The organism is uncultured Rothia sp. (assembly GCF_963507905.1).
In the GTDB taxonomy this organism is placed as follows: Bacteria; Actinomycetota; Actinomycetes; order Actinomycetales; family Micrococcaceae; genus Rothia.
In genome coordinates this window covers 27,214-52,003 of sequence record NZ_CAUOUU010000015.1, presented here as the reverse complement: position 1 = coordinate 52,003, position 24,790 = coordinate 27,214, and the positions used below count along the sequence as shown (strand labels likewise).

The following is a 24,790-nucleotide window of genomic DNA, read 5'->3' as shown; positions in this document are numbered from 1 at the left end:
TGCGGGGTGCGGGGTGCGGGGTGTGCAGGAAGGAGGGGGGCGGGGGTGGTGGGTGCGGGGGCTGTCAATGAAGGGTGTGTCTGCATCTCTAACCGAGACGATGATGAGCAGGCTAGAAATCTAGGTCATGACTAGAAGCAGCTGGACGTGGAGGGTATCGATACTGCCCCAAAAAAATTTTTTCGCATCCCGATATGTACATAGTGAAGACCTCGACAACCGGTTGGGGTCATGAACAGAAAGTCGGGTATTTCCGATGATTACGACCTTCGCTGTCACTCTAGTGACCATCACTATGCACATCGTCTCCTACATGGCGGCGGCGACTGTCATGCACCTGTACGGCGCATCGATTCCTGAAGACCACCAGGCAGCTCTCAAGCACCTGATGGCGAGCGCGGTACTCTACACCTATCAGATGCCCCGCAAGCTGGCTGAGGCATATGTCCTGATGCCTAAGCGGCACTGGGAGTGGGTACTGCAGGAAGGTATCGACGCCTGCGTGAGCTTGGGGCAGCGTCCTGGGTTGGCGCTACTGCTAGTGGCGGTAGCTGTCCTCGGGGCTGTGCTGAGGTACTGGGTGCTGGTGCCTGTGGTGCAGTGGGAAATGGACACAGCTACGGCTACAGGGACACAAGACACAGCTGCGGTTGGGCGTGTGTGTCGGGTAGCTGTGGTGAGGTATCTACCTAGCGCTGTGGACTGGTTGTTGCCGGTGCTGGTTCAGCTGCTTGTCCTGATGGGATAGGCGCCTTGCCGCTGAGTTTCCTTGCTCCTGAGATAGGGTAGCGTGATAGCTCTGATCCCCTCTTCTTCTGTTAGGGGTTCGGGGCTTTCTCGTGCCCTGAAATACTGTAGAGGCTGTGGGTGTGGAGGCTATGAGCTGGTATAGCAGAGCCTCGGCAAGGCACTAATCAAGTGCGGCTGGGGGGGTGTCTTCTCATGATGACGGATGACAAACACAGCTTAACTATTATCTGCGGATGGGTGAAGGTTTTTGTGCGTAGCTGTCTGGGGTGTGTGGGTTGTAGAAGGTTTGGGTATGCCCTCGGGGAAGCTTACCGTGCTAGGCGACTTCCCCGAGGGCAAAAAGGCTGTGTGAAGCGGCTGTACGGGGTTATTTCAGTGTCAGGTACATCAGGAAGCGTGTGAGTCGGCGCAGATAGTACCAGAGGTTTTTAGGTTTGGGTGGTTGGGTGCTTGCCGGGATGAGGAGACATGTTGCTTGGGTTATGCGCTGGTATGTCGCTGCTTGCCGTGGGGTTAGTTGTGTGGCTGTTTCTGCACGTAAAAGGTACAGCACCAGCGCGTAGCGGATGGTAGCGGTAAGGGCTGCAAGGATGGTGATAGTAGCTAAGGTTGTGGGGTTATGAGCAACCAGCAGGGCGGTTTCGATGGTGGTATAGGTAATGAACTCCCAGTACGGGGTTGGTTGGTAGGCGCCGGTCTCTATGGTGGTGAGGGCTAGCTGCCGGTAGTAGAGGGCTGCTGTGGTTTTGAGGTAGGTGAGGGTGGCGGTTGTGTTGGGTGTGAGAATCCTGGTTTTACCGAGGGTGATGAGGATGATGGTAGCGGCGAGTGCTGAGGTTGCGTGTAGTGCCATCCAGAAGATGATGGTCAGGGGTTTGAGGATTTTGATGGTTGTCCACATTGCTATGGAGGCCTTTCGTTCGTGCCCCTTACTTTTGTTTCGGGGGTTCTACTGTTTCCATAGCAAGCTGTGTTGGTGGTGGGTTTTTTGGGTGGGGTTCCAGGCGCTGGCAAGCAAGACAGGGTGGTTCTTAGGTACTGTGAGCGCCGCTGTGGGCGTTTAGTATTGCCGATGCCCATTTATTCCTTCAGGTCGGGTAGCGGCCTTATATGGCGCATATAGGGCCGTATAGAAGGGTGGTTTGCGGGGTTTGCGTGAGTACAGGAGGGGTGATTGCTATCTTTCAAGAAGGAAGTGACCGGCAGGCAGTAGGCATGGCAAAGCCCCGGTATGCACCATGGGGTAAAGTGCATACCGGGTCTGCCATATAGGTCCTGTGCGCAGACGGTGATGATGGTGGGCGCCATATTGAAGCAATGGCGCAATTGGGTAACGCTTTCAGCGGTGTGGGGGCGGCGCCCTAATCCGCACGGTACTGTAGCGCAGGTGGCTGGTAGCAGCAGCACACAGTACACGACGGCACTGTTCCGGGGCGGGTGGGTCGGTTAGTTCCCACTGCTCAATGGAGGCATCTAGCTGCTCGTTCAGAGTCTGCTCCAGCTGGGTACGGCACAGCTCGATAGCTTCTGCAATGGTTTGCTCAGGGTAGCTATCCAAAGTGGTGTAGGGTCCTTGGGGCACATGACGTCGGGCGGTAGTGGTAATGATGTGTCCGGTGGCAGTCCAGGTACGGCCCCTATAGGTGCGCTCAATCGTGACTTCTTCGCCGGTGTCGGTGTCCCAGGTAACCGGAGATGCAAACTTACCTTCGATAGCGCCAATGTAACGGCGGTTGAAGTCAGCTGACAGTGCAGGCACGATATTCTCGGTGCTCTTATTCGTGGCCTTCTTCTTAGTGGAGAACGTGCTGGCAGGATCGAAGGGCCGGAAGAACATCTGAGTATAGCTGTAGTAGGGCGAGTTACCCGGGGCTTGCGAGTTCAGCTCGATGTGGCGCTTGTACAGGCTGAACCCTGAGGAGTCGTGCCCGGCAGCGTAGCGGTAGTGCGACTTTACATCCAGGTTCTTGAAGAGATACCAGGCAATGTAGTCAGTTTTCTGCTTGAGGTCTTCAACGCTGGAAATTTGTACATGCACGTCAACATTGAGACCAGCCTTAGCGAGCGCGGCGCGGATGTGCGTATCTAGGATGTCTTCGGCGGCGGTGATGGTGGTGTTGGCCGGTAGGTCAAGGGGGTTGATGAGGTGGTAGTGCAGCGAGCCCTGGTTGTTGTTTTGGGCGTGGTGCATGGCGCCGGTGGTGATGCCGTTAGAGTGCGGTTCGATGACACCGATGCACTCTTGACCCTTGGGCAGTTTGGCGGCTTTGATGCCTTTGAGTACTGCGTCCCAGATGGGCTTGAACTGGGTGGCGCCCATGATGCCGGGGATGGTGATCATGGCGCTGTGGGTGTTCATTTCCATGCGGCGTGAGACGGCTGCGACGCAGCGGTGGTGGATGGAATTTTGGCACACGAATTTGGGGCAGCTGGGGCTGTAACAGGGCTTCGGTGAGAGGAAGATGCCGTATTTGTCGCGGAAGGCGAGCGCTTCAGCCTGGACAGTGCTGGGGGTATTGCGTAGCGGGTACACGCCAAAGGCACCTGCTGCAGCTACGGTTTTCAGCAGATGGTTGTAGTCGTCCTCTGCTTGGTTGAGCAGGGTGAGTAGGGTGCGGGGGATATGGTTTTTGGGTGCTTGGTAGTAGGCGGTGATGTCGAGGGGTCCGATGCGGTTGATTCGGACGGTGTAGGAGTGGGTGTCGGGGGTGTTGGTGCCGGTCAGTGCGGTGTTTTTGGCGGCGTTTTGGTCGACTTTGTCGAGGGTGGCTAGGTGGTAGCCGCCTTCTGCCATGCGTTGGCGGAATCGGTGGTAGTCGGCTTCGGTGGGCTGTTCGGCAGGGGGTTGTTCGGTGATGGTGGCTGCAGCACAGAGTTCAGCGATGAGGTATTGCTGAATGCTGGCAGGCTCGGTAGCGACCTGTCGCGGGGTTGTGGATAGCGGATTTGGGTACGACAAATCCTCCCCATGTGCCATGGTGTGGGGAGGTGCAGCGTATTCGCTGTTGTTGCCTTCGGGTCGGTTTAGGTCATATTCGTAAGTAGACATCTGAAAAGGTTGGGGCCGTGGCCCCCGGTGCTCAGGTTCATATCACCCCGCTCCCCGCCTTTTTCTGTGTTCTAGTGCTCTTCATCGTTGGGGCTGTAGGTGTTGTTTAAGTTGCCTCAAGATTGAAGAGGGGGTTATGGGTTCTGAGCTTTGTGCCCATGATAGCAGATGGGGGTTATTGGTGGTGGGTGGTTGGTCATTTGGGTGGATGGTATGACGGGGCAGGGGTAGCGAGCGCGGCGGTTTACCGGCGGGGTAAGAGCAAGGAAAGGGGATGGGCGGGGTGCAGGGTGAGCGGGGTGGGCTAGAGATACTGGGTAGATTAACTACACGTTTTTCATATAACAGTGAACATGTGGTTTTTTATGTGCTCTTTTTATATAAGAACCGCCCACAACACGATACGATAAAGAGAAGGTCCCCGTGCAGGAAGCCCACCCTTTAAAAATCCACGCAGCAGGACGGCACAAGAGTAAGACTGATCTCTTCTTCGAGCTCACGGATAAGGTTGATAATGATGAGTCACGCATATCTGACCGCTGAAGAAGTAGGTCGCCCTGTTCGCGTCGATGAGCGAACGGTTAAGCAGATGTACAGCGCCGGTCTTATTGAATCAGCGACCTGTCGCCAGGGGCAGCCTGTATTTAGTCAAGAAGAAACTGACCGGTGGAGAAAATGGTATTTGAAGGATCCACGGAAGAACCGTAATGCTCCTTCCGTTTCGGCAAAGATTCTCGTCGGTATCTTTACCGCCTGCGCTTCAGTTGCGCTTATGCTCAGTGCAGCAGGAGTTTGGAGGCAAGCTATCCCGATCTTCCTTATCCTCTGCCTCACTCTTCCTGCTATTTTCGTACCCCCTATCCCCCGCCCCGGGCTACGGTTTAAACAGGTCGAAGTTGCAGTCGCAGGCGTGGCAGCCGGTCTTACTATTGCTGACCCTCTGGTCTCACTTTTTGGTGTTGAACATTCTGGATCAAGTGTCATTGGACTCTTCATGGGGCTCAACTGCCTCTTAGGGTACATCTTCGGGTACCCGGAAATGCGAACTATGGAAGGTCGATTCGTTATACCAGAAGGATCATATCTGTTCGTGATGTCCGGTGCTGGAGCCTTAATCCTAGCCTCGATAGGCCCCCGGCTAGGTGCTAACTTCGGTTTCTTCCCGTTAGCCGCTGTTGGCGCTCTGCTTTTTGGTGCGGCGGCACTGACTCAGCTCATAGAACGTAACTACTCGCTACAACGTACCTACTCGCATGTGTTCACTATCGTTGTTCCAGTAACTGCTTTCTTTGGCTGGGAACCTGCATTTATCGCTCTGCTACTCATCTGTGTACTCATGCTTGTCAGACGCCTAGTTCGCTTCTAGGCAGATTCCCAATATGCCGTGACATCCCCTGACCCTGCAGTGCATCATTAGCACCTTGCCCCTCAACTAGCTCATTACCAACCGCATAGAACGAGTAAGCCCCGCTACAGCTTCTAGCTTGAGCGGGGCTTCATGGTATCCACACCACACATAAAGGCAGAACTAGCGAGCGCACGGTGGGTGGGGGGTGGCAGGGTGGGTGCTGTGTAGGCGGTTATGCCCTGTAGGTGGCGACGTCTCCGCACAGGTGGCGGAAGTACAGTTCGGCAGCCCACCATTTTTCTTTAAGTTCTTCTACGGTGGGGTCGTAGCCTTCTTGCTGGCGGATTGCGAAGTCCTCTAGGTCATCAAGGGTGCTTAGGGTGCCTTCGGGGGCGGGGGTGATGGTGAGGGTTTGTGTCTTGGGGAGGTCGAAGGCTTGGGTGAGGAAGTCGTGGACCTTTTCGATGGTGAGCGGTTGGGTGGGGGTTTTTATGTCGTCGCGGGTCATCTGGCCCCATTCGATGAGTCCGGCGAGGGTGTCGGTTGCTTGGGCTGCGATTAGTAGGGTGTTGCCTTTTTCGTCGAGGCGGGCGACGGTGGCGGTGTAGGTGGTCATAGGGGTTCTTTCAGGGGTTAGGGTGCTTGGTTTGAGGATAGCATTTGTGTGCAGGTGGCTAGGTGCGGGGGCGGGGATAATGTAGGCAAGCAGTGTTGCTACTTAGTCCGTACGAAGGGGGAAGGAAATGGGTTATGGCGATTGAGCTTCAGGCGTGGGTGCGCCCTTATAGTGACCAGAAGCGTTACTACTTCAGCGATTGGCGAGAGGCGATTGGCCTTAGCCTCGACTTTTACAACACGGGTAATATCAGTAGCGCCAGTTTCAGGGGTGAGAAGATCAGTAATTCTAGGGCGCGGCAGATTCGGATGGCTTTGTGGTTTGACGAAGAGAAGAGTCTGCACATTGATTATTTCAGTGGTGGGCGGGGCGTCATTACCGAGGATGAAGTGCGCGCGTATGTTGCTGAGTATATTGCAAAGAACGGCGGGTTGGAGTTCGTAAACTAGCAGGTAGCGTCACGACGTATAAGAAAAAGAGAGAAGGGGTGTCCCGAGTGTTTCGGGGCCCCCTTCTGGAGCCTGTTATCCCCGCTTGTGCAGGGAACAATCGAAACCGACCATCGAAAAATGTATCGGCTCATCCCCACTAAAGCGTGGGGAACGTGCCTTCATTCTAATACTTAGCCAGGGTCGGAAGAGGATACAGCGGTCACCGACCAGCCACAGCACACAACGCATGAGCGTCACCACAGGTGCTGGTTACAGAAGACGTAGATCAACCCCGAGAGTAGAGCGGATCTGCATTACCGCGTTTAGCAGCCCTCGGTAGTCAGAGGCGGTTGCAGGAATGGTCACGCTCAGCCCCTGCCCTGAAGTGCCTGAACCCCAAATCTTATGGTGCCCCGAACCAGAGGCAGAGACAGCGAACCCTGCACGGCGAGCGCGGTTCAGTAGCTCGGTGGTGCTAGTTGGCATGGAGCCTATCGGGGTTCCGCCTGAGATGCGGCGGATGCCTTGCTGGTCGGTGCTGGTAAGGGTTCCGGCTGGTTCGATGGAGACGATTTGGTTTTTGGGTTCGTTGGCGAGGACGTCGTAGGTACCACGGTAGATGGTACGCATGTGCACTGCTGGGTAGGCTTGCGCGTCGTCGATGGAGTCTACGACAGCGGCAGGTGTGGTCTTTAGACGTTTGCAGTCATCCAGGGCATCGGGGGTGAAGTACCAATCATCCAGAGCGTCCGGGTCCAGGTCATATTCGACGCGTAGCACCGTGCATGTATGGGTGTCGATGGTGGCTCTGATGCCCCGGTCGACGTAAGCGTAGATGAGCCCAGAGACGCGCTCGCGGAAGGCGGTAGGTGATGTGAGCATTGCCTGGATGTCGTCGAGGGTGAGGTTCAGGTCGGTGGCGTACTCTTCGGTGTAGCTGGTCCAGGTCAGGTGCATGCTTCTGGTCTCGGGCTTCCTGTTTTGTGGTGGGGTCTTTCTCTATTGTCTTCGCTGTTGTTCTTATGCTGAGTGCGTCATATATATGGCTGCATCGTGCAGGTGCTTGGGTGTTTCCAGGCTATCACGGGGTCTGTTCTGGGCTGTGGGTGGGTGTTGTGTTGTCCATGCACGTGCGCGTTGTGGCTGGGAAGAGTGGGTCTGTGGTGGGTGTGGTGATTGTTTTTCACAGTAAAACATCGATTGTGAATATTGTCACAAATATTTTTTCTCGCACCTGAAACTACTCTACACCCCGGGGTATTTCGATTTTCTAGGCCCCACTGCCCAGAGAGACTATGTGATGTAGTCCGTCGCATAAATCTTCTAATGGCTTCATTATTTAATTTAATGCATTTTAATGCCTTTTGATTTTGCGAGAAAAAATGCGCTTTTTCGATTTTACGCACTCTTTTCGCCCCTGACAAGGAGCTCCGGTCACCAGGTTCCCACCTCACCAATTACAAGATGCAGTACATTAAATGGCACGACGAATTTCACCGTCGCATAAATCTTCTATCCCCCTTCGCACGAGTACACCTTCCGGACCCACTCTGAAGATCGATAGAACCAATAACCGATAAAGGAGGGCCATGCCTTCAAAAGAACCCCCAGACACTCTAGCCACTCTCACCCACTTCCCTACCCTACAAGTAGGCCCCGGCACCAACCTCACCACCTTGTATCGCTCACACGATGCCTACAACACTGACGGCACAGTGCGCGACCCCCGTTTCTTCTCGCCCAGCTACATCACCGGCACAGGGCAGCGACGGGGCGGGCGCTTCGATCTACAGCACCCCTTAGGCACCTGCAATACCGGCACAACAGCAGCGGCAGCCTTACACGAACGCCTAGCCCACAGCTACGCCGCCCTTTCCTCCGACCTGAAAGACGTGCGAGTGTCGAAACTGCGCCTCCGCCGCCGCCTAACCCTCTTGGATGCTCGCCGTGACGGACCCGGATACCGCGCTCGCGACATCAGCAACCGGCACCATAAGGCCACCGGCTACCACCTCACACAGCAGTACGCCCAGAAGGCATATGAAGCTGGAGCCGACGGCATCATCAGCACATCCAGCGTATGCCAGGACGACAACGTTTACTTGTTCAGCGAGCATGGCGTGCACGAAGAGCTCCTTGATGTGCTCGAAACCCGCCTCGCCCTAGAGGTCTACCGTGAGCTGCAGCAGCAGAACGTCCTTCTGCCTACGCTGTACGAGGTCCCCGGCACCTTCGGCTTTGCCTTGCGCGAGAGGCTGGAGGAGGACTAACTACGGTTCAAGGGGGCACTCTCCCCTGCCCCATCTGGAGAGCACACTCTACATGGAGGGTGGGCTCTATCGAGTACCCCCAACCCACCAATAATTATGTATGCCTTACTTTACAGTTAGGCTTTACATGAAATATGATGGTTGTATCCTGTTGCGCTCACCGCCTGTACCCTAGCAGCGGTGAACGCGGCGGGATACAACCATCTGACTAACTATCGAACAACCGCACCAACCAATCACATCATGAATACCGACGCCTTCCTCCACCGTGTCCTCACGCCGGTTCGCGAACACATCGAAGCGCTCATCAAGACTGGCAACATCACTGCTGATGAAGCCCGAGCCCACGATTTGTCCTTTACCCTTCTAGCAGCAGTGCAGAAGCACCTGAAGGATTACAAAGAACCGGAGTCAGCCCTATCCATCATCGGTGACCTCTACTCCACCGCCACCACCTGCGAATACTTAGGAGGCATCACCCGCCAAGCCCTCAACGACCGCATCAACAAGCACACCATCCTGCGCCTGAAGGACGGTGCCGGGCGTAACGGCTACCCCATCTTCCAGTTCTCTAACGGAACCGTAGACCCCCACATCCAGCAGATCGTCCAGACCCTTCTGGACGGCCACTTCAGTGAATGGCAGACAGCCTTGTGGATTACCAGCCCTTCCCTGATGTACAACGGAGCTTCCCCTCTGGAATATCTCAGAACATCGCCTAAGAACTTCGGGCAGGTTCTCGCGCACGCAGAAAACGACGTGAACAACCTGTACGCCAACTCCTAAAGACTGGAGGAATCATGACTCTCAGGACTTTTTTCAAGAACCTCTTCGTGCCCGATATTGCCCCTGACTCAGAAGTGAAGCCCCTGTCCACCCCGCTGGATTTGCGTCTGCTGGAGCACTACGAAACCTGGCAGAAGAACCGCGAGGAAAGCAAACAGAAAGACCGAGTCGAAAGAAATATACTGTATAGCGCCCTCTTTCAAGATACTGACCGTGAGGACGTACAGGAAGAAGAGGAACGGCGATTCTTTGACCATCTCATCACCCAGAGCACTTGCCTACGTGCTGCAACCGTTGAAGACTACGACGAATGGCTGATTGACTGGCTCCATACCGGTGAAAGCATCACCTACTACAGCGCAAATCCCTTCTCCACGTGGCAGCTTCACTATGTGCAGGACCCTGATACCTGGGTCAGCCTCATTCAAGACCGCCGCTACGGTGCCTCTTTCCCGGAAGGTAGCCAGTATCTGTTCATCATCCCGAAACAGTATGACTGTCGGGATTACCTTTCCGCATTCTGCGTAGAAAATAATGCCGTCTACGGCTGGAGCAACAACGAACCGGGGATCTACGGCAAAGGCTCTCCGTCTAACCGCGACAATCCCCATATTCCGGCTTTCACCGACACGGTAGACCAGCAGATGTGCCAGCGAGCGCAGGCTGCATTGGAGGAATGTGCTGAGGGTGAGCACCCTGAGGTGGATGCTCTGGATATTCGGGTGTTCCAGGAGCAGGATGCGTATATGCGTCGGCAGCGTGAGATGCTGGCTCGCCGTACGGCTCGAAGGACTTTTGAGGATCTGGAGCGTGCGCAGCTTATTGCGGCGGTTGAGGAGGCAGAGCGGTTAGAAAAGCTGACGTTGAGCCATGCCGATAGTGCGCGTGTTGCGACCTGTGCTGATTATGATCGGTGGTTGGAGGCGTGGGTGCGGGATGGGAACGAGATCTCGTACTATTCGGATAGTAATTTTAATGAGCAGGATCCCATCTATTACTACGTGGTTGATCCTGAGGCGGCGTTCTGTATCAGTGATAGGACCGTACGCCGCTTCATCATTTCTGAAGAGTACGACTGCTGGGATTACCTGTATAAATTCTGCGTCTCGCCTCAGACGGTGGTGTACGGATGGGACAACAATAAGCCGGTAATGTATGGGCAGAATATGCGTAACACTGCGGATAAGTATCCTCGTGGTTATGCCGATACCGTGGATGCTCGGTTGAGGCAGCAGGCCCGGCTGAAGTACCGTCAGGAGCAGTAATGGATGGCTTTTTCTTTCTGGCGCTGCTTTTCTATTTGATCTATCGTGCGGGGCGGTAGTCGTACCTTAGGGCACGAGGAACGGGGGCTGCCGAGCTACTTCTATGAGTAGTTCGACAGCCCCCGCTTGTCTTTCCTGTGGGTTGCTGAAGGTGCGTTTTATCGGCGGCGTGCTCGGCGAGCGTTCTTCACCCGAACGGAGTAGTCTGCGAAGATCATCAGCAGTGCAAGGATGCAGAAGAGGAAGATGACTCTCGGCGCGTCCAGTGCGATGCCCAAGTCTGGGCTAGAGACCAGAGCGTGCGTTGAGGTGGCTGCCTGGTTATTACTCTCTTCGGTGGTCTGCGGCAGGGTCGGCAACAGAATCCCTGTTGAGATGAACCAAGCTTTAGCCTGCTCCCAGAGGAGGGAAATTCCTGCACTGATAGCTCCGAAGGGGATCATGAAGGCAAGGACGACGGCAGTAATGACCTTGTCGGTCTCTCTATTCGAGGTGTGTTCGTTCATGCGCGTTCCCCCTCCTCTCGGGTGTAAGCTTCGATTTCTTCTTCGCTGCGTGCCCGGCGGATGTTAAGCGGCTGGTTCGGGCTCATGGTCAGAGAACCAGATTCACCGTAGACGGTGCGGTAACCCAGAATCGATTCACCACCGGAACCGAAGGGGTTCTTCAACAAGGAAGTAACGACGACCCACTCTCCATCGATTTCGACCAGATCGCTTTCCTGAAGAGTCTCTGCCCCCCCGTGATGTTCTTCTTCCCAGATGATCTCATCAAAGGCGTTTCCGTCAGGCTCCTGGTGGGAGACTTCAGGCTCCATAACCACTTCAGGGGTGACGACAGGCATGGTCAGCGTGTCCGGCTCAGGCTCGTGCTTCTCCTGTGCTTGAGCTTCCAGGTGCTTGAGCTCAATTTCAAGAGCCTCAGTGCGGATGAACTCGACATCAATCGGCTCATCGTCTTCAGCGAGAATGGGTGCTTCAAGGTAGTCATCCCAGGGGGTAAGTACTTCCTCAAACTCATCCGTCTTCTCGTTATGGACCTGAGTCTTTTCTTCCAGCTCCTTCACATACTTCATGGTGTACAGCTGATGCTGCGGAATGACCTGCTTGAGCTTGTCGATGTCGTAATCAGGGTGCTCCGGGTCAGGGTTAGGCGCGTACACCGTCTGAATCATGGTCGGCCTGCCATTATGGAAAGCCAACGCGCGGCCCTTCACCGGCGGAACAGCACATCCCACAGACGCATCAGACCACATCATCATGGACGATTCCTTACTAATCTGTCCCAGCGTCATACGAGCACCGTAGTTCTCACGGGTTTCACCACCCATGATTTCTGCGTTACCCTGCTGCAAACCAGAGACCATGTGAATCATGGACGAGCGGGACAGGCGGGCAATGGAGCCAAGCCACTTGTCCACCTCGGACTTTGCGGGCATGCCCTTGACCTTGTGGGAGTTGTAGAAGTCAGCAATGTTTGCTTTCAGCTGCGCCAGCTCATCGCCGATGAAGAAGATCGGGTCGTAGTCGATGACGCGGTATCGCTTTCCGCCGTTCTTGGCAGCGCGGACACGGCGCTTGTCGTTGCGTTCATGCATGATGTCGTGCAGAAGCTTGATGGCGCGAATCTGGGAAGGAACGGTGTCTGCAATCAATTCAACGTTGGGCCAGGATTCGTAACCCATGAGCTCAAACTGCTTACCATCACAGAGCCAGACGCGGTATCCGGCCTGGGTAATCTGCTGAATGATGTTGTGCAGGCTGATGGTCTTACCTGAACCGGTACCACCGACGATAAGCAGGTGGGGGTCACTCTTGGGGTGCCAGGTAGCCCACTCACCGTCCTCCGTCAGACCAAGCATGATCTTGAACTGGCAGTAGGCCTCATAGCTTGCCATCTTGTCGGCACGCTGACGCAGCGGCTGGGCATGCGCAGGCAACGTCACAATCGTCGGCATTTCCTTCCGACGGCTGAAGGTCAGCGTATCGTTCGGCAAATCCCAGTTACAACGGAACGCGCCAGGCAAACGAGTCAGCAACCAATTACTAGTATTGACCCTCAAGGAGGGACGCATACTGACTTCCATGCTCTTGGTGTGATGGACAGTGACCTTCGTGATGGCGCCGTCTTCATTGCGTTCAAAGTCAACGGTCGCAGTATCGCCCAAGGCTTTCTGAACGTCCTCGGTGAAGAGGCGCTCGCTCTTTTCGGCCTCGGTTTCGTTCAGTGCCTGCTGTTCGGCGGTGGGTACAGCCTTGAGGACGAGCTTCTTGCGAAGATCGTTGACGGAGTCGATCTTGAATTCCACGGTGCCGTCGGAGAGCTGGCTGTTGGCAAGCGCGAGGAGATTAGCAGTCCACTCGGGGTTGGTGACCTCAACGGTGCGGCCGTAGTGCACGGTCAGGCTTGAAGGATGTCCTGCTTCGGTGAGGTTGTGGCGCACAGTCGCCCCCACCCGGCAGGCTTTCGTCCAGGAGGCAGCACCAAGGCTCTTGACCTTCTGAGCGTTCAAGCGGGCGGGAGACTTAACGGTTTCCTGCGGTGCAGTATTGGTGTTGTCCACATCCGCAGTGTTCTCGGGCGCGGGCTCATTATCGGCAGCAACCTCCTGGCTGGTTGCTTCTTCCTGGCTCTTCCTCTTGCCTTCGTTCTCAGAGCCTTCAGCAGCCGGTGCCGGTAGCGGGGTGCGCTTCCAGCGTCCCGCACTGACCAGGTTACGGCTCAGGCCCTTCACCCTCAACAGAGGGTAGACGGCTTCAACGAAGTTATCGGTGCGCATCTCTCGCTCATCCTCATGACATGCCGAAGCGCTAAAGGCCAGGGCGATAGCGGCAGTCACAGCGGCGGCCAGGATGATGCTAATCAGCGGGGTTCCGGTCATCACCAGCCAGTCCACCACCATAATGGCCACGATAACGGCAGCGGCAGTCACGTGCTTGCCCTTGCGGACCTTAGCAGGCAGAGCGTGCTGCACCTCAGTGAGCAGCGGATCAAGAGTTTTAGGGGTGTTATCCCACCCGGTAACAGGCCCATCGGCGGGACGCTGCGCAGTACGTCGTGCACGCATAGGGGGGGCTCCTCTCACATCAGAAAATCAATAGGTATCTAGGCGGGCACTATCTAGTGATTGTTTCCCAACGCGTCGTAGTAATCAGCGACTTTCCACACCCCCGCTGCATCTCGAATCAGAACAATAGTCTTCACCTCACGCACCGCCTTCACAGCCTCCAGGGCATCCTCAGCATCACGACCAACCATCAGCGTGGCAGTCAGCTTCACCATCGGCGCACCCGAAGCGTCCGTACCCTGGCTGAAAAGAATGTACTCGCCCTTATCCTGCACGGTCATGGCGGTCTTTGCCTTCACGAGACGCTTCCACTCGCGGTCTTCGGCCTTCTGCTGCTGGGCCTGATCAATCATCTTCTGCCTAAATTCAGCGGTACTGAAGGCTCCGGCACGGAACGCCCAGTTCGCAGGGTCCGGATCCTTCCACGACTGCGAATAGTAGGCGGTCACAAACTCATGGGCACGCTCACGCGCACGCTGAATCTCCGCATCATCCAACCCTTCAGCTGAGGCTGAAGGTGAAGCCTGCGAGACGGCACCCTGGCTTGCAGGAGCAGAGGCCACAGCCGGGGCAGAGGTAGCCGCAGCATCTGAATGGGAAGCAGGCTTAGGCATCATCATCCACACAGCAAACACACCCAACCCGATGGCGCCAACAATCAGTGCGATAGTCACCCAATCCGACGAACGACGCGCACCAGCAGCCTGACCTGCGAGCGCGTCGGTAGAGTCGCTAGGGGTATTGGTGGGGATGGTGGGGTGTGCGCTCGCGTTCTGGTGTTCAGGGTTGGGGTTGTTGGGGGTGGTCATGGTGTTCTCCTTGAGAAAGGTTGGTGGGGGTTTGCCCCCTCCCCTATCGTTGGTGCCCTGTGCCGGTGGGCTGTTGTGTTGTTCTCAGGGTGGGGAGGGGGCGGTTATCGGTGGTGGTGGCTATTTTTTGGGGTGGACGATGCGGATGTATTCGGTGTCGCCTGCTCCGTTCCAGTTGACGTCGTGTTCGATGGTGCCTTCGTTTTGTCCCATGACAGAGTACATTTTGCCGTTTCCGGCGTAGATGCCGACGTGGGCGTAGTTGCCTTCGCCGTCTCCGACTTGGGCGACGAGGTCGCCCGGTTGGGGGTCGGTGGTGGTTTCACCGACGGTCCAGGGGGTCTGGCGGGGCAGCTCGATTCCTGCTTGGGTGTAGACCCAGTGCACGTAGCCGGTGGCGTCCCAGTTTTTGAAGTCGTTGCGGCCTTGGGCGTAGGATCCACCGAGGCCGTCGCGGGCTTTGGCGAGGATGGTGTCGCGTACCTGCTGCTCTTTGTCGGTGTGCACGCCATCGGCTTCAACGGTGAGCTTCTGAGGCTTGTCGGAGTCCTTAGAACCTTCGTCCTTGGAATCCTTATCGCCGTCGGAGCTCTTGTGGTTGTTGGGGCAGGACTGCTTACCGTAGCTGGTGTTGCCGTCCACACCGGAGAGTACGGAGTAGAGCTGACGAGCCGTGTTCTCCCACTTGGAGTACTCGTACGGGTACGCGCTGATCTGCACCATCTGTGCGGCTTCGCCTAGTCCCTTGGATTCCCAGCCGGGGTAGTCGAGCAGGCCGGGCGGGTTACCGTGGTTTGGGCCCTCGGGTCCACCGTAGAAGGCAGCCGCTGCGTATTTGGGGTCGTGGACCTGCTCGGCGGTACCCCAACCGGCAGACGGGCGCTGCTGGAACAAACCGACGGAGTCGCGGTCACCGTCCGGGGTGTTCTCCAGGGCGTTTTCCTGTAGTGAGGTCATCAGCGCGATGATGATGCCTCGCTCGGGTACACCCATGCCTTTACCGACGGCGATAATGTCGGCGGCGTTAGCGACGCGCTTTTCGTTCCAGGTGTACTTGCTGCCGCTGGGCAGGTCGGTCTCGATCGGGGTGAGATCCACCTTGGGGGACGGTGCCTCAGTCTTCGGTGCTTTGACCTCCGGGTTAGAGGGTGCGTCGGTCTTCTGCGTATCCGACACCTGATCCGGCGCACCCTGACCGAGGGTGATTCCACGCTCAAGCATGTACGGCTCCGGGTCCGTCGGGATACCCTTACCGTCCGGGTTGTTCGGGTCCGGAAGCATGATCTGGAAGTGCAGGTGAACACCGGTGGCGTAGCCGGTCATACCGGCACCTGCCAGTTCCTGACCAACTTCTACATGGTCGCCGGCCTTCACTTTCGCCGTACCAGTTGCCGCATGCCAATACCAATATCGGACACCGTCATCACCCTGAATAATGATGCCGTTACCACCGGCAGCACCACCAGAATCAACAACCAACACCGTACCGGCAGCCGCCGCATAAAACGGGGTACCCTCAGCCATACCAGCAATGTCAGTACCCGGATGATCCGTCAAATCAGCAAGCGTCGCACCCGGAATCGGGTTCTCTCGCAAACCAAAACGCGACGTAATCGTACCCACCGCCGGGTTAGCATACTTACCATTGGCCGCCACACGATTCACACACGAAGACGAATACTTCGACTCACGCTGCTGAACCAGAGCATCATGACTCGCCTTACCCATCACCATCATGGACGTAATCACAAAGACCCCGAACACAGGCACAGCAAGCAGCAGAAGCAGACAGCCGCAACCCCAAAACCGGGTACGACGCTTCTTCTTCTTCCGCTGCTTCTTCACCTCTTGCGTAGCCTTAGCCTGCGTCTTCTTCAAAAACTCAACGGCACGACCGGCGCTCTGATTCACACTCATCTATCAGGGACTCTCACTCCCCTCACCACCCCCCGTACTGAACAAACAGCACCACAAAGGAGGGGGTATAGGGGTTTCAGGTAGGGTAGATACTTCACTCCTATAAAGGCACCCACCCACCCGGGCTTTACCTCACAGATAACCCAAAAATTTTAGGAAAAAGACCCCACACCAAAGACCCCCACCTATCCCCTAGCATCCAAAGAACACACAACACCCACCCCCTGCAGACCCCACTCCTGCCCCGCCTGCGCTCGCCGCCCCCGCTGGTGAAGAGGACACACAAAAAAAGGGGGGTGGGGTGCCTGGTGGATTCACACCACCAAACACCCCACCCCTTATGGGACCCAAAACAAAAGGGAAATAGAAGAACCGCTAGTCGCTGCGGCGGGTATCAACAATACCCTTACCCTCAGCCTCATAAGCACCCAACTCAGGCACCCATGAAGCACCCCACGGGTTAGCCTCGACACGACACGAAACACGCACCGTAATCGTATTACTCTCAGCCGACAAGTCAGGACGACGACTACCAGCAGCATCAGCATTCAGCACCGTCACCTCAGACGGGCTACACCCGGTATCTTCCAGGTTCTTAGCTACCGCATCTTTCGCTACCTGCACAGCTCGTGAGGGCTCCGAGGTCAACGCCGCATCACGAGCAGCAGCAGCCGCTGCAGCGTCTACTGACGACTGCACATGGGCACGCACACCAAAGAACCATACCGCCGCAACAACCATCAGAAGTAGCGGCACCATGAACAGGAATTCAACGGACGCACTACCATCCTGCCCCCGGCCCTGGTCCTGGCTCTGCTTACGATTGAGCATGTACGCCCTCCTCTCTACAAGCACGTGAGACTATACCGAATTACTAAAGGCGGTGGTGGGTGCGGCACACTCACCAGCCACACCCACCACACACGCACATCACTTCACGTTGACCGCGTAACCATTCTGCACACGAATCAACTGCGTACCGTCCATCGGTTCTTCATGAATCAACACACCGGACTCGTCCCCGGCGGTCCATTCCACCCTGTACAGGATGGAGCTGCGCACCTGGTAAACGTCCTGCTTCTTAGCCTTCCACGAGCAGTTGGAGCCACCACGCGGCTCACCACCGTAAATCTGGCCAGCATCATCACACTGAATGAAACCCTGCGTACCGGTCTTCTGACCATCGAAATACACATTCATGGCCAAGAAACTGATCTTCAACTGAACGTGCGAGCCACCATCAGTCGCCTCAGAGACAAGCGGGTTACGCTTACTGGACGAGCGCGCCTTCGACGGCGGTACCCAAGCCCAGACGTACCCCTGCGTGAACACGAAAGCATCCGAACGCAGGTTCGCATCAGACGGCTGCGTACGCACCGTCAACTTCTCGAAATCGTAATCCGCGAGCGCGTCCTCCGCCAGCTGTGCACCCTTCTTCGCAGCAGTAGCACGAGCCTCAGCCTCACTGGTCGGAACCGTGATGTAGTTATTACTAGCTGCCCCCTTCAGCGAGGGCTGATCTCCCGCCGGAGCACACTCAAACCGGGTGTAATTCTTGGCTACAGCTCCAAAGTCAATCTTCTTACTCGCGTAACAAGAACCCGGCGCATAGAACCATGCATCGTCAGTCTCACAAGGAACCTCAACACCACCGGCAGCGATACAGGTCTGCCCCTTCATCGACGCCACAGGCTGAACCACCGGAGCATCACCCGCATCCCGGTTTTCATTCACCGCTACTGAGCTGTCAGAAGAATCCTGAAACTTATTCTGCTGAACCGCAACACGAGAGTTAGAAATGTTAACATTCACATCCGCGCTCGCTGGCGCAACCATACCAGAGGCCACAAGCATCGCAACCATGACAGCAGAACAAAAATTCTTGCGATATTTCATCTTCCACCCCTCCTCTACGAGGAAGCGCATCCCTTACCAAGAGAGCGTGCGCCGTTATAAACGTAACGACCATCCTGCAAACGAATCACCGACACCTCAACCGTAGTCGTCGACTCCGGGCCGGTCACAGCGCGCTCACCATCAGCAGTACGCAACTGCGTCCAGTCCGAGCAATACTTCACCCGCAACACGGAGTAGGGGTGAGAGGTACCATCAGGGTAATCATAGGAAAAGACATCCGTCACCGACATATCACGAGCGATAACCTCGCCCTTAAAAACACCACCGTTGTTCTTAATGTCATCACGGGTAACCTGAATATTTTCCTTGACCTTATCCAGCTTTTCCGGAGCCACAAACTTCAGCAACTCCTCATCACTGGTGTGCTCAAAATCCCCGTGCAACCACGCATTCAACATGCGGTTATCGTTCACCGCAACGCGCTTAGCCGCCTTAATCGCTGCTTCCTTTGCAATCGCGGCATCGGCATTCGTATCATCAGCCGCACGAACCTCAACCACCTCAGAACCCTTCGGATTCGCCGCCACACTTGCCGAAGCCGAAGCCTTCGCAGCAGAAGCCGAAGGAGTAGAAGCAGCAGACGCGCTCGCTGAAGCAGTTGCAACCGGGGCGTTAGACGCGGATTCGGAAGATTCGCTGGTAGCCTGTCCGCCACCGCATGCAGAAAGCGCAAGCATCAGGGCAACGGACATAGTAGCCAGACCGGTGCGGGTGTTCAGGGTCTTCATCGTGTTCTCCTTTGGAGGGTTCCCCTTTTGATCTGGTGCCTGGTATGTGTAGGCTCCAGTGGGGTTTTATCGGTTGGTTTCACCGTATCACACGGTCTCATCAGAACATCCATCAGACGGTTAGATGCTCAGGGTGACACCGCGTGCGATAGCGAGATTCCGGTAGCGTGCCATTTCGTCGGCAGTGTCGAAACCAGCGTTGGTGAGGTTTTTCAGGCGGGCGGAGACGGCATCCCAGCAGGCCTGTGCTTCGGCGGTGGTGGTGTCAGGGGCCTTAAGCTCGGCGGCGCATTCTCGACAAATCTTGCCGAGGATTTCTCCTCGGTGTTCGGGGCAGGTTGCCTTGGGCATGGTCACCAGAGGTACGGGTGCGGTAGCAATCCTGTGGGTAGGTGCCGGTGCGGTGATGCCTAGCAGGGCAGGCTCACGCACGATAGCGGTAGTGACCAGAGCCTGAGCATTACCGACCGAGCCGACACGACTGAGCACCCTGTCGATAGCAGAGCGCAGAGCACCATCCGATACAGCGCCTACCTGCATACCAGTGGCAGCTAATGCGGCACGTAGCTCCGTGATGTCCACACCCGCGTGGGCTGGGATAGAGACCACCTCAGGGGACGGAGACGCCGGGGCAGGAGGCTCAGGCTGTGATTTCTGACGTGCAGGGGCAGGGCGAGAGCTAGTGCGGCGGCTACGGCGAGCACTCCAGCCGAGCAGCTTACGATGCTCAGCACTCACCGGGGCTAGACGCAGACCACCGGGATGATTGCGAGAGCCCAGGTCATACTCACCGACGTAGACGGTCGAGTCAAAATCCTCGCCCAGGGGTGCAAAATACGCCTTAGTAGCCACGGACAGAGCGGAGCGAAACTGTTGGCGCCAGCGGCGCTCATTGCTCATGCGGCTACCGAACTGGGCGGCGAAGTCCGACCAAGGGATGCGTACCTCGCGGCGGACGCGGCTCATACGGCCTGCCAGCCACAGGTACACGTCACCAGCCAGAGCCTGGTGGGGGTTTTCGCTGACAATCTGACGCCATGAGTCCCGGAGTATACGCATGGTGCCGTGTACCGGGGAGGGGGCAGCCGCAATGCGGTCGAAAAATTCATCCGACAGGATGACGACGCTACGGTAGGCGTCATCGAGGACGCCGTCACGGTCAAAAACCAGGTCCTCGCCGGAGCCGACCAGGCATGCGCGCGAGGAGAGGTTCGTTCCGGAGCCATTCGCAGAGCGGTGCGAGACACGGACGCTCATGTTGAGGATGGCACGTAGCTGACGCTCCACAGCGCGCCGGTTAGCGGAGCTGTAGGGTATGCCCATGTCGCGGAGGAATCCGCGCCAGGTGCGAGAAATTTCGATGGTGGGGGACCCGCTCATCATGGCGGAGGTGACCAGGTACATGATGACCTCACGGGCGATACGTCCGGAGGGCAGGTGGTACTGGGTGGTGCCGTCAGCGTCTTCGTAGGGTGTGGCGGCGAGGATGACGGTGACGTCACCGTCGGTACGTTCCCACATGGTCTCTGAGGTAGCACGCAGCGGCAGAGAGTAGTTAACGAAAATCCAGGGGTAGGTGCTGGTGAGGTAGCTGTCGATGGCCAGCGGACCGGTGCTGTGGGGATGCTGCAGAGTGCCGCCGGTGGGGGCGGCGTGGTCAGCGAGGATGTCGCTGAGAGTCATGCCAGCGTCAGTGCTGGTGGGGGTAGTCCGGGTGGACTGAGGGTGCGCTGGTGCGCTAAAGTTGTTCATTGCGATGCCTAGTTTGTGTAGGTGTTGCCACGGCCCCGGGTGCGCTAACACCGCGGGGTCATTTTTTGTATCTGCACTCACACTAGACCCCGGACAGACGGGCTGTCAACCAGGGGATTTTCCGTCTTCATTGTCGCTGTCATCAGACGCAGTGCGAGTTTTCCAAAGCCATCGCGCACGCACGCGCGTCTGACGACGATAGGAGTCTTATAGGTATATCTTATAGGGGGAAAAATTTGAACACCGATTTTCCCTTGTGATTCCGGGGATTCTTAGGCGTTTTTACCATAGGTAGCGTACACAATTCATCCCAGGGGTGTACACAATTCATCCCGGGAGCGTACACCTTTCATCCCAAAGGCGTACAGAGTTGATCCCAGAAGCGTACACAATTCATCCCACCAGCCCACCTGATAGCCCCACTCAAAAATAAGTTATCCACATGATGCACATCACATAAAAATGTTTCCTGGTCACGCAAAATACCCCCTTATCTTGTCAGGGGTATCCCCTATGGTCATTACAAGAGATTTCCAAACAGCTTATCTCTATAGCTCGTGGAAGAGGAGGAAAGGCCATGGCTGAGAAAACCAGCACCGACGATGGTGTCCTGTACCGTGCCTACAAATTCCGCCTCGACCCCAACCAGGCACAGACAATCGCGCTAGAGCAATGCGCAGGCGCATCACGCCGCACGTACAACCTCCTCACCAGTTATAACCTTCAAATCCTCCACAACAAACAGGAATATCGGAGAACCCGTGCCGCCGAAGGTGTAGATCGCGAGACGATCAACGGCGAGCTTGATGAACTACGCAAGAAAGATCCGGCCTACCAGTTCCTCTATAAGGCTCGTGACAAATATACGCCTGGTTATAGGTCGCTGTATCTGACTCCTGAAGTCAAACGGCACCGTGCTGCAAGCAAAGCCATTGCTGCCGGCGCCGACCCCGCTGTTGTCTGGCCCGAGACCGAAGAGTATTCCGAACCATGGCTACATAACATTAATAGCCGAGTGCTCGATTCGGGTCTGCTGAATGCTGGAAAAGCCTGGAAAAACTATGAAGATTCCCTCAAAGGCCTGCGTGCCGGTGCCCGAATGGGTGTCCCTCGTCGCAAGCGTAAAGGTGTCAGCCGTGACTCTTTTACTGTCGACCGCGACCCGCGTAGTGACGAGGTCGGAGCCTACGGTACCCCTTACAAGCAGGGCGAGCCTGAGTACGTGCGTCGTAAGGCGCAACTTAAGCGCCGTAGCATTAAGGCCAAACCGACCATTGAGGACTACCGCCACGTGCGCCTGGCATCCTTGGGTGTTATTCGTACTCACAACACTACAAAGCCCCTAGTGAAGGCTGTGCGAGCTGGTGCTGATGTCAAATCATTCACTGTCTCCCGTGCTGCTAACCGGTGGTATGTCTCCATCCTCGTGGAGCTCACCCGCCCGTCAGCCACCCCTACCCGTGCGCAGCGTGCCGCTGGCGCCGTCGGTGTAGACCTGGGCGTACGCTACCTCGCCGCGCTCTCTGACGAGCAGGCACCCCAGCGCTTCGCACAGTACCCCTCCCTGGAGTTCACCGGTGACGGTGCCCCTACCCTGGCTAACCCGCGCTGGGCACGTGCCGCCGAGCGCCGCCTGGTACGCCTGCAGCGTGCCCTCGCACGCGCACAGAAGGGCTCTAATCGTCGTGCCCGCATTGTGCGGCAGATTGCACGGCACCACCACCTAGTAGCCTTGCGCCGTGAATCGGGGTTGCATCAGATTTCTAAGCGCCTGAGCACCGGGTATACCCTCATCGGGCTTGAAGACTTGGCTGTAGCGGGTATGACCGCTTCAGCTGCCGGTACCGTCGAGGCACCGGGCAAGCGTGTACGCCAGAAGGCCGGGCTCAACCGGTCCATTCTGGATGCCGCTTTTAGTACGCTGCGCCGCCAGCTGGAATACAAGGCCAGCTGGTACGGCTCACAGGTACAGATTATTGACCGCTTCTTTGCATCCTCTCAGACGTGTAGCGCCTGCGGAGCACGAGCGAAAACCAAGCTCGGACTCCACGTGCGTGTCTTTGAGTGCGCAGCCTGTGGTGTGCGGATTGACCGTGACGTGAACGCGGCACGTAATATCCGTGCGGAGGCTGTACGGATGTATGAGGCGCAACTCGCCCCCGGCACGGGGGAGAGTCTAAACGGACGCGGAGCTACTGACTCTGACGCTGCCGGTTCGGTGGCGTTGGGGGATGCGGCGTTGGATGCGTCAAGGCCAGCCGCCACTGGCGGCGGGTCACCGTAGGCAAGTAATTGTCTACTCATCCCCTTTATATACGTGTGGAAACTGAATATTTTTTTGGTCTTTGGCTAGGTATTGCGACTTGTGGCTGAGTGTGTTCCCCGTATGTGCGGGGATGAGCCGCATGCCAACGCATGTACTACATGTCCCCCAAAGTGTTCCCCGTATGTGCGGGGATGAGCCGACGATTGCCGACTAGCCCTTTCCCCTCCACCTGTGTTCCCCGTATGCGCGGGGATGAGCCGAACGTGGCCTCAACAAGGCGTAGGCACGCTTCGTGTTCCCCGTATGTGCGGGGATGAGCCGCTGGCCCATCAAATCGTCCCACGGGATGTAGGGTGTTCCCCGTATGTGGGGGTGAGCCTAGTACATGCGAGCGCGTCTGCACTGTGTGCAGAGATTATGCGGCTGTGGTGTTCGTGGGTTTTCGTTGGTGGGTTGGATCAGAATATGCTGCTGGAAGCCTTGGAAGCCTCCTGTGTCTTTTGTTGAGTGCTTTGGTGGACCTGCTTGTGTGTTCCATCTGCCGTGCTGAGTCTGTCGGTGTTAAGCTCAATACACCCGTCCTTTACATAGCTTGATGGTGAGAAAATCATGTCCTTCAATCGCCCACTCTGCAGCCCTCAAAGGATCACTCTAGTCCGGGAGCTTTACGGTATCCGTAAGAGTGAATTGTCGATGCGGTTGGGGGTGAGTGCTCGGACTATTACCTGCTGGGAGTTGGGTCTTCAAGTCCCCTCGGTGGGTGATGTTGCTGCGCTTTGCCGTGTCTTTGGGGTGACCCCTGAGTTTTTTGAGCCTCAGTTGGATGGGTTGCCTGTGGCTTCTGGTCTTCCGCATTTTAGGTCTTATCAGGCGGGAACGCAGGTGGCTTATCGTCAGGCGCAGGCTTATGTGCAGGTTACTCAGGATTTGGTGCGCACCCTCAGCGGCTATGTGGACTTTCCTGCGCTGCATCTTCCTGATATTTCGGCGGATCCTGAGCTTGCGGATTCGATTGTTCCGCAGATGGCGGCGCAGCAGGTTCGTCATGAGTGGGGTCTGGGTGATGGTCCTATTGGTCATCTTTTGCGGGTAGTGGAAGATCACGGAATCTGTGTTGTTTTTGCGCCTTTTGAGTTTGCTGGGTTGGGTTCGTATTCAGTCTTCAATGGCGGAAATCCTTTGATTGTTTTGGATCCGGCGAGCGGTAATTATTACCGGCAGCGTTTTAACCTGGCCCATGAGTTGGGGCATTTGGTGATGCATTCAGATGCGGAGCCCGGTAATAAAGTGATTGAAGCACAGGCAGATGTTTTTGCGGCTGAGTTGCTGGCGCCTGGCGATCAAATGTGTGCTGAGTTGCCTGCTCGTATGGGCGGGGCTGGCAAGGTCATACTCAAGGAGCTGAAGGAGCGTTGGGGCGTCGATATGAATGTGATTTTGCGTCAAGCTCATGTATCGGGTCGTTTGACGGATCAGGAGTACCGCAAAGGTTTAGATTTTCTTTCTCGGTCTGGTTGGAAGCTGTTGGAGCCGGGGGCTATTTCGGGGGTTGAGGAGCCCTCGCTGATCCCCCATACTCTTGAGCTTCTGGGTGACGTGGGGGTAAGCCCTGAGGAGGTCCGGGAGAGGTCACGTGTTCCACAGGGCTATTTCAGGGTGATGGCTGCGAGGCGTCCGCTTCTTCCCGTTAGGGCATAAGGGTGAAGGCTTCGGTGTTGGCATGGGAATCCATGTCGGTGCCGAAGCCTTTTGCTGTTCCCGCCCCTTTGTTTTTGGGGTGTTGGTGCTGTCGGGCGGGCCGCCCAATTAGTCGAAAAGT

General features: G+C 56.5%; 20 protein-coding genes and 1 CRISPR repeat array. Of the genes, 8 read left to right on the top strand and 12 right to left on the bottom strand.

Annotated features, from left to right (window positions below):
• The first annotated feature begins 256 nt into the window (after positions 1–256).
• On the top strand, positions 257–748 hold the full coding sequence (locus RQ593_RS08660) for a hypothetical protein (RefSeq protein ID WP_311450387.1): 492 nt from the start codon (positions 257–259) through the stop codon (positions 746–748).
• Positions 749–1,117: 369 nt separating this feature from the next.
• On the opposite strand, the gene RQ593_RS08655 is transcribed toward RQ593_RS08660, so the two are convergent.
• Together RQ593_RS08655 and RQ593_RS08650 are read right to left on the bottom strand one after the other, a co-directional pair.
• Entirely contained in the window at positions 1,118–1,651 is a 534-nt protein-coding gene (locus RQ593_RS08655; RefSeq protein ID WP_311450386.1) for a hypothetical protein, read from the bottom strand.
• Between the two features lie 438 nt (positions 1,652–2,089).
• A complete protein-coding gene (locus tag RQ593_RS08650; protein WP_311450385.1) occupies positions 2,090–3,799 on the bottom strand; it encodes a hypothetical protein in 1,710 nt (569 codons plus the stop codon).
• A 514-nt stretch (positions 3,800–4,313) separates the two neighbouring features.
• Here RQ593_RS08650 and RQ593_RS08645 point away from each other — a divergent pair.
• Positions 4,314–5,165, top strand: a complete 852-nt coding sequence (locus RQ593_RS08645; protein WP_311450384.1) for a hypothetical protein — start codon at positions 4,314–4,316, stop codon at positions 5,163–5,165.
• Between the two features lie 214 nt (positions 5,166–5,379).
• On the opposite strand, the gene RQ593_RS08640 is transcribed toward RQ593_RS08645, so the two are convergent.
• Positions 5,380–5,763, bottom strand: a complete 384-nt coding sequence (locus RQ593_RS08640) for a hypothetical protein (RefSeq protein ID WP_311450383.1) — start codon at positions 5,761–5,763, stop codon at positions 5,380–5,382.
• 134 nt (positions 5,764–5,897) lie between these two features.
• On the opposite strand from RQ593_RS08640, the gene RQ593_RS08635 reads away from it, so the two are divergent.
• Entirely contained in the window at positions 5,898–6,212 is a 315-nt protein-coding gene (locus RQ593_RS08635) for a hypothetical protein (protein WP_303985987.1), read from the top strand.
• 252 nt (positions 6,213–6,464) lie between these two features.
• Here RQ593_RS08635 and RQ593_RS08630 read toward each other — a convergent pair whose 3' ends face one another.
• Complete coding sequence (locus RQ593_RS08630; protein ID WP_311450382.1) at positions 6,465–7,151, bottom strand: hypothetical protein; 687 nt, start codon at positions 7,149–7,151, stop codon at positions 6,465–6,467.
• Positions 7,152–7,783: 632 nt separating this feature from the next.
• Between RQ593_RS08630 and RQ593_RS08625 the strand changes: the two genes are divergently transcribed.
• From RQ593_RS08625 to RQ593_RS08615, 3 genes are all read left to right on the top strand, one after another.
• Positions 7,784–8,464 carry an RES domain-containing protein gene (locus RQ593_RS08625; RefSeq protein ID WP_311450381.1) on the top strand — a complete coding sequence of 227 codons (681 nt, stop codon included), beginning with the start codon at positions 7,784–7,786 and terminating at the stop codon, positions 8,462–8,464.
• A gap of 351 nt (positions 8,465–8,815) precedes the next feature.
• Complete coding sequence (locus RQ593_RS08620; protein WP_311450380.1) at positions 8,816–9,250, top strand: hypothetical protein; 435 nt, start codon at positions 8,816–8,818, stop codon at positions 9,248–9,250.
• Between the two features lie 14 nt (positions 9,251–9,264).
• On the top strand, positions 9,265–10,515 hold the full coding sequence (locus RQ593_RS08615) for a hypothetical protein (RefSeq protein ID WP_311450379.1): 1,251 nt from the start codon (positions 9,265–9,267) through the stop codon (positions 10,513–10,515).
• A gap of 158 nt (positions 10,516–10,673) precedes the next feature.
• On the opposite strand, the gene RQ593_RS08610 is transcribed toward RQ593_RS08615, so the two are convergent.
• The 8 genes from RQ593_RS08610 to RQ593_RS08575 all read right to left on the bottom strand — a co-directional run bounded on the left by RQ593_RS08610 (position 10,674) and on the right by RQ593_RS08575 (position 20,705).
• The gene (locus RQ593_RS08610) at positions 10,674–11,021 is read right to left on the bottom strand and encodes a hypothetical protein (protein ID WP_311450378.1); all 348 of its coding nucleotides are present in this window, start codon (positions 11,019–11,021) and stop codon (positions 10,674–10,676) included.
• Complete coding sequence (locus tag RQ593_RS08605) at positions 11,018–13,582, bottom strand: FtsK/SpoIIIE domain-containing protein (RefSeq protein ID WP_311450377.1); 2,565 nt, start codon at positions 13,580–13,582, stop codon at positions 11,018–11,020. The genes RQ593_RS08610 and RQ593_RS08605 overlap by 4 nt, the downstream gene beginning before the upstream one ends.
• Before the next feature lie 53 nt (positions 13,583–13,635).
• Positions 13,636–14,391: a hypothetical protein gene (locus RQ593_RS08600; protein ID WP_311450376.1), complete on the bottom strand. Its 756-nt coding sequence runs from the start codon at positions 14,389–14,391 to the stop codon at positions 13,636–13,638.
• Positions 14,392–14,511: 120 nt separating this feature from the next.
• Entirely contained in the window at positions 14,512–16,308 is a 1,797-nt protein-coding gene (locus tag RQ593_RS08595) for a peptidoglycan DD-metalloendopeptidase family protein (RefSeq protein WP_311450375.1), read from the bottom strand.
• Positions 16,309–16,683: 375 nt separating this feature from the next.
• The gene (locus tag RQ593_RS08590) at positions 16,684–17,139 is read right to left on the bottom strand and encodes a pilus assembly protein (protein ID WP_311450374.1); all 456 of its coding nucleotides are present in this window, start codon (positions 17,137–17,139) and stop codon (positions 16,684–16,686) included.
• Between the two features lie 99 nt (positions 17,140–17,238).
• Entirely contained in the window at positions 17,239–18,204 is a 966-nt protein-coding gene (locus RQ593_RS08585) for a hypothetical protein (RefSeq protein WP_311450373.1), read from the bottom strand.
• Positions 18,205–18,218: 14 nt separating this feature from the next.
• Entirely contained in the window at positions 18,219–18,953 is a 735-nt protein-coding gene (locus tag RQ593_RS08580; protein WP_311450372.1) for a hypothetical protein, read from the bottom strand.
• A gap of 120 nt (positions 18,954–19,073) precedes the next feature.
• On the bottom strand, positions 19,074–20,705 hold the full coding sequence (locus RQ593_RS08575) for a replication protein RepA (protein ID WP_311450371.1): 1,632 nt from the start codon (positions 20,703–20,705) through the stop codon (positions 19,074–19,076).
• Between the two features lie 577 nt (positions 20,706–21,282).
• Between RQ593_RS08575 and RQ593_RS08570 the strand changes: the two genes are divergently transcribed.
• Entirely contained in the window at positions 21,283–22,989 is a 1,707-nt protein-coding gene (locus RQ593_RS08570; RefSeq protein WP_311450370.1) for a transposase, read from the top strand.
• A gap of 91 nt (positions 22,990–23,080) precedes the next feature.
• Positions 23,081–23,353: a CRISPR direct-repeat array (repeat unit 29 nt; unit sequence GTGTTCCCCGTATGTGCGGGGATGAGCCG).
• 227 nt (positions 23,354–23,580) lie between these two features.
• Positions 23,581–24,669, top strand: coding sequence for an XRE family transcriptional regulator (locus RQ593_RS08565; RefSeq protein ID WP_311450369.1), 1,089 nt, complete (start codon positions 23,581–23,583; stop codon positions 24,667–24,669).
• The last annotated feature ends 121 nt before the right edge of the window (positions 24,670–24,790 follow it).